This window comes from Coleofasciculus sp. (assembly GCF_046539235.1).
Lineage (GTDB): Bacteria > Cyanobacteriota > Cyanobacteriia > Cyanobacteriales > Coleofasciculaceae > Coleofasciculus.
The window spans coordinates 1-5,525 of sequence record NZ_JBKHHI010000428.1 but is presented as its reverse complement, the minus strand read 5'-3'; the positions used below and the strand labels follow the sequence as shown (position 1 = coordinate 5,525).

The window sequence follows — 5,525 nt, the reverse complement described above, 5'->3', positions numbered from 1 at the left end:
AATCCTCTAGGGAAGTCGGCTTCCCATACTAGATGACCAGTTCAGGTCGCACGAGTGAGTCCGGACTAGGGAAGTATCCGAATGTCTGTGCCAAACTGAGACTCTGTGCGGTATTCAACGGTTTAACTTGCCGTTTGTCCGACAATCCCCACGCTCCACGTCAGTAGCGTGGGGATGTTGAAACGCTATGCACCTTATTAACCGCTCCCAATTATTGCATATAGCTTTCATTAAGCGTCAGATGATAATAAAATGACCAAGCGGTCATTGTCAAGAAAAATAACTGGAGGCAGCGCGGCGGAGCGGAAATACTTGAGCTGGGTAAGCTTGTATAAACGTAGCCTGCTACGTCTGGGAGCTTGTAGAGACGTAACAGGGTACGTCTGGGAGCTGGGAATACTTGATCAGCTCTCTAGCGAATAATATTCATTAAGCTGTGAAAACGTCTTTGATAGGGATGATCTATCAACCTCTATATTTATTCTCCCGATTTTTTGAAGGGAAACCCGTTGAACGTCATACCACAACGCGATAAATTGCAGTCTGGTGCGTGCCATCGGGATGCAAGTGGAGCAAGCGAAAACCCGGTTGCTTGTCCTTGGGCATAGCTTGAGGTAAATCTAACTGCAAACAAGTGGAAGGACTGCCGTAAAAATGAGTATTGCCCCGTTGTTGGTGAAACGTGGTGTGAATATGACCAAATACTACGGCTTGTACTTGGGAGGCGCGATCAATCAAGGCAAGGAGTTCATCGGCATTTTGAACTTGCATCTGATCGAGCCAATCAATGCCAAAGGGTAAGGGGTGATGGTGCAGAGCAATTAGGGTGGGACGTTCGATTTCGAGAATTTTTGCTAGACTTTGCAAGGAATGTTGAGATATTTCCCCTTCCCCAAAACGAGCAGTAGGTAAGGTTGAATTCAATAACACCAATTGCCAATCTCCCAAAGTTACGGCTGGCGGTGCATGGAAAAGGGGATGAACAAGAGCTTCTGCCATTACCGACGGGCAATCGTGGTTGCCGGAAAGCCAGTAGGTGGGAATTTGCAGAGGGCTAATCAGGTCAATTAATTGTTGATAGGCAGAGGGTGAACCCGTATCGGCAATGTCTCCTGTCAGCAAGAGATAATCTGGCTTGACTTGAGCGACACGCTGCATCACAGCTTTGAGTCTGTGCCAAGGACGACAGCCGCGCAGTTCAGCGTCAGGATAGCAGCAGAGGTGGGTATCAGTGAGTTGAGCGATGGTGATGGACATGGGCATCAATTTCGCTTTTCGGTGTGCAGCGTTGAGAATGGCGCTCAACTCCACCAGGATGAGGTGGGGATTGAGCTATCCAACGTTCCCAGTTTTAGGCATTTTTTTTAAAGAGGTGTCCCATTGCGCCGACATAGGCGTAGGGTATCCCAAACAAGCAAGCTGTGAATCGCTGTCAGGGAAATCGCCCAAATCGCATTCCCTTGGAAAATTCCCCATAAAATTGGCAGGGTAAAACTGTCGCATCCCCCCAGCACCAAACAAGCCAACCAAATCGTTAACTCGTAAACCCCAAAACCAATCACCAGAGCAATTCCTAACCACGCACCATAAGCAGTCAAGTCGTTTTGACTGAGCTTGAGCTTGAGAGAGGCTAGCAGAGTCACCAGAACGGCTCCCAAGCCTAGCACCAATCCCCAGGCAAAGGTGGAGAGCGTCCAGGGATACTGATGAATCGTGAATCCTAAGACTTGATTGGCTAACCACATACTCATAACCGTGACAAGAGCACGGCGACGGGGAAGCGTTGCTCCAGCGATCGCACCCAATCCTACCAAGGGAACGGTGCAAGTATACAGGACATTGCTAGCACTCCCCAGAGTCAAGAGTAGGAAAAACCATAATTGACGTTTAGCGATCGCTTCCCATCCCCACTGCCAATCTAGGACAGTAGGTTGTTTGAACGCCACACTCGATTCAACGTAACTCATTGTATGTTCTCCTGATAATAAGCGAGTTAAAACAGCGAACCATCAACCTTCCACCTTTACTCCTGGCGGATAAAGATGGTTTTTAATTAGTTGACCTTGCACCAAATGCTCCCGCACAATCCGACGAGCAACATCAGGATTGACGCGGGTATACCAGGTTCTATCTCCTGAATAAAACACCACAGGTCCCATCTTGCAAACCTCCAAACAACCGGACGACATCACATACACATCCATTCCGGCTTCTTTTACGGCTTGTTGCAGCGCCTCAATAATTGGCTGCCAGTTGCGCGATGGGTAACAGCGACTTGAGCGACATACTGCCAAATAAGGGCGCTTGAGTGGGTTGTTCTCAAACGGGATCGGGCGGATACCCAGGACGTAAATCTCGCGTAATTCCTGGTAAAGACTCAACTTGTCCAGTTGAGGTTTGCCTTCCGGTAACAAATCTTCATCTTCCCCAACAAAAGGATTGGGCAAAAACAGATTCATCATCTTTTCCCCTGCACCGTTCCAGAATTGTATACCCCAACTGCGAGCGTCTCCCTTTTCATTCAAACGACGATACAGGGATGCCCGATGAATTAACCGCTGCTGTCGCAGTTCTGGTGGCGTTTTTGCCAGAGGACCCCCCAAATGTTCTTCCAGGCAAAGATGCAGGTGCCATGCTTCAGTTACGACCGTGAGATAACCATCGTAGAGGACGCAGATTTTCGGAGGTTGGGTAAATTCCAGTTCCAGCACTCCCCCCTCCACCACATGACCAATTTGGGTGTCCTGCCAGCGCTCCTGAAACAGAGTGTACAACATCGGTCCGGTGACATTGATGGTACAGGGAAAGTCTTCGTACTCAATCTGTCCGCCCGTTGGTAGGGGTTCGGTAATGCAACGGTTAAGCGGTGTAACTCGCGTCGAAAATTCACCCATATCAATCTCCTAAAATGTGGCACTAATACCAAGACGAACGCTGCGTCCCACAGCAGGATAACCCGGATATTGCTCATATTGCTCGTCAAATAAATTATCCAGGTTGCCGTTGAATACCACAGTTCTGCCTAGGGGAATAAGGAGTTGTAGATCGACGGTGGTATATCCTGGTAGGGATTCAGTATTGGTGTTGTTGACAAAGTAATGACTGAGGTGGCGCAGAATTATACCCGTATAGAGTCCTCCGGGCGTTTCGTATGCCAGTCCAACATTGAGGCTGTCGGCATCCCGGAAGCTCAGTTGGTTGTCTTCGATATCGGGGTTGCGATCGCTGACAATCTGTGGGTCATTCAATGTATAGTTGGCAAAGGCATAAAGATTGGGGGCAAGCTCCACATTCAGAGCCGCTTCTAAGCCCAATGTTCTCACTTTACCGATGTTTTCGTAAGTGCTGGGAGAGCCAAACTTAAAATTAATCAGATCGGAAATGGTGTTACTAAAAAAGGTAAGCCGCAGTAACCCAATCTCACCCAATTCTTGGTCGATACCGATGTCAAAGCTATCTCCCCGTTCCGGTTTTAACTCAGGATTCCCCTCCACATTAAAAGCAGCTAATCCTTCGAGGTTGGAAATTTGCGGTGCCCGAAAACTTCTGGCATAGTTGGCTCGTAACGTCGTACTGTTTCCTAGAGCCAGTCGTGCGCCAACGCTTGGAGAGGTAAATGAGCCATTCACCAGGCTATTAAAATCTTGCCGCAGCCCCAAGTTGACGCTGAAACTGGGGGTGAACTTCGCCTCATAGCGGGTAAACAGTGCGCCTTGGGTGATGTCGCCATCGTAGTTGACCTCAGTCGTGTTAATACCGTAACTGAAGGTAGTATTGCGCGATCGCGTGTTGCGGTAATCGGCACCATAGGTGAGCGTTTGGTTATTCGCCACTTGCCAGTTGTGCTGCACTTGCAGCCCAATCGCCCGACGATTCACCTCATCTTGAGTCCCAAAGGTGTCTGGGTCGGGATTGTTGTAGTTATAGTTAAGGAAATCGGCATAGATGCGGCTGGTTAGCAGGGAATCGTCGCCACCCCCTAATTTGGATTGCCAAGTCAGATCTAACAACACTTCATCGGTATATTGCCGTGCTTTAGGGGTAAGGGTGTTAAATTCGCCAATACTATCTGGAATCGGCACCCCTCCAGCCACCCCAAAATCTTTGGTGAGGTAGAGGGCGCTGAAGCTGAGGGTGTTGCGATTATCCAGTTGCCCTTCTAGCTTCAAGTTGGCGTTATTGTACAAAACATCGGCATTGTCGCGATCATCCTCTAGGTTAATGCGATCAATCTCGAAGGGAAAATCATTCTCCGCCTCAGTGCGCGTGTAACCTAATGTCCAACCAATTCCGCCACTGCGCCCCCTGGTTTGAATTGCCTGCTCATTTAAGCCAAAGCTACCTGCTGCTGTCCGCAGGGTAACTTCGGGTTGATCTGATGGGACACGAGTGATAATGTTAATCACACCACCTAGTGCGTCTGAACCATAAAGGGTAGAGCCACCCCCCGGCAGTAACTCAATGCGTTCAATGTTATCGGTTGTGAATTCTGACAGGTCAAACCCACCAAAAAAACCCACATCATTAATCGGGCGACCATCGAGTAAAATTAAGACCTGTGCCGAATTGGAGCCACGGATAAACTGACTGCTCAAGGCACCCAACTCCCCCCCAGCCGTGCCATCACTCAGAATTCCTGGCAGGTATTTTAAAGCTTCCTGAACTGTCCTCGCTCCCTGGGCTTCAATCTGCTCCCGGTTAATCACATAGACTGGACGGGTGGAGTCTCTCACGGTGGCTTCTCGCCGAAATGGTGCATACACGGGCTGATTCAAAATTTCGTCTATGACGATAATTTCAATTTCTTCTGCCTCGATGTCGGCGTCGGGTGATGGCGTTTGGGCGATTGCACTTGGTGTAGAAGCGATCATCACTACCGTTATCAATCCAGTCAAACTCCCGCCCAACATCCCCATATTCTGGGGGGAAAACAAACAACTGTTATCCACTGAAACCTCGCAAAATGCCTGAAAAGGGTGTTTAGATGCGTTACTCACGACTACAATTCGTCACCTTATGACGCCTTGCCGTCGCAATAACAAAGAAATTATCCTAAGCAACAACGCAACTGTTGCCCAAAACAACTAATTGAAGAAGGCTGACGAGAGCGTTCTACTCTACGTCAAAACCAGCGAGTCAAAACCAGCGAGTCAAAACCAGCAACGCTAGAGATGTAGCGGCAAAATTATTCTCAGAGTTATTGAATGTGGAAAAAATGCATTTACCATCCTCTGTACCTCGCAGATAGAATTACAGTTCAACTAACATCGGCGGGCATCCTGACTCAGAGACATCAGTCTCATCACAGTTGCGGGACAGCGCCGGATTTACACCGAACTTTCCCCGTTACCTCTAACGGCTGCTCCCCGTTAGAACCGAGTTCCGATTTCAACTATATCACCATTCCAGTCATTAGCACTTGTCAGGCTTTGACTTTTTTTTTGCACAGGGATACTTGACAAGGAAACCCATTTAGCAATACATCTATTGAAAATAATTATCAGCTTGTACTCCCACGGTACGCC

4 protein-coding genes and 1 riboswitch are annotated in these 5,525 nt (G+C 48.5%); all 4 genes read right to left on the bottom strand.

Going from position 1 to position 5,525, the window contains the following annotated elements; genetic code table 11:
• Nucleotides 1–516: 516 nt before the first annotated feature.
• On the bottom strand, nucleotides 517–1,257 hold the full coding sequence (locus tag ACLFWI_RS25945; protein ID WP_446415315.1) for a metallophosphoesterase: 741 nt from the start codon (nucleotides 1,255–1,257) through the stop codon (nucleotides 517–519).
• Nucleotides 1,258–1,364: 107 nt separating this feature from the next.
• On the bottom strand, nucleotides 1,365–1,967 hold the full coding sequence (locus ACLFWI_RS25940) for a hypothetical protein (RefSeq protein WP_446415314.1): 603 nt from the start codon (nucleotides 1,965–1,967) through the stop codon (nucleotides 1,365–1,367).
• Between the two features lie 42 nt (nucleotides 1,968–2,009).
• Nucleotides 2,010–2,894 carry a (2Fe-2S) ferredoxin domain-containing protein gene (locus ACLFWI_RS25935; RefSeq protein ID WP_446415313.1) on the bottom strand — a complete coding sequence of 295 codons (885 nt, stop codon included), beginning with the start codon at nucleotides 2,892–2,894 and terminating at the stop codon, nucleotides 2,010–2,012.
• Between the two features lie 9 nt (nucleotides 2,895–2,903).
• Nucleotides 2,904–4,916 carry a TonB-dependent receptor plug domain-containing protein gene (locus ACLFWI_RS25930; protein ID WP_446415316.1) on the bottom strand — a complete coding sequence of 671 codons (2,013 nt, stop codon included), beginning with the start codon at nucleotides 4,914–4,916 and terminating at the stop codon, nucleotides 2,904–2,906.
• A gap of 336 nt (nucleotides 4,917–5,252) precedes the next feature.
• A riboswitch (cobalamin riboswitch) is annotated at nucleotides 5,253–5,395 on the bottom strand.
• Between the last annotated feature and the right edge of the window lie 130 nt (nucleotides 5,396–5,525).

Excerpts from the sequence above, each read along its gene's own strand:
- ACLFWI_RS25930 (WP_446415316.1), bottom strand. The coding sequence starts at position 4,916 with ATGGGGATGTTGGGCGGGAGTTTGACTGGATTGATAACGGTAGTGATG.
- ACLFWI_RS25945 (WP_446415315.1), bottom strand. The coding sequence starts at position 1,257 with ATGTCCATCACCATCGCTCAACTCACTGATACCCACCTCTGCTGCTAT.
- ACLFWI_RS25935 (WP_446415313.1), bottom strand. The coding sequence starts at position 2,894 with ATGGGTGAATTTTCGACGCGAGTTACACCGCTTAACCGTTGCATTACC.
- ACLFWI_RS25940 (WP_446415314.1), bottom strand. The coding sequence starts at position 1,967 with ATGAGTTACGTTGAATCGAGTGTGGCGTTCAAACAACCTACTGTCCTA.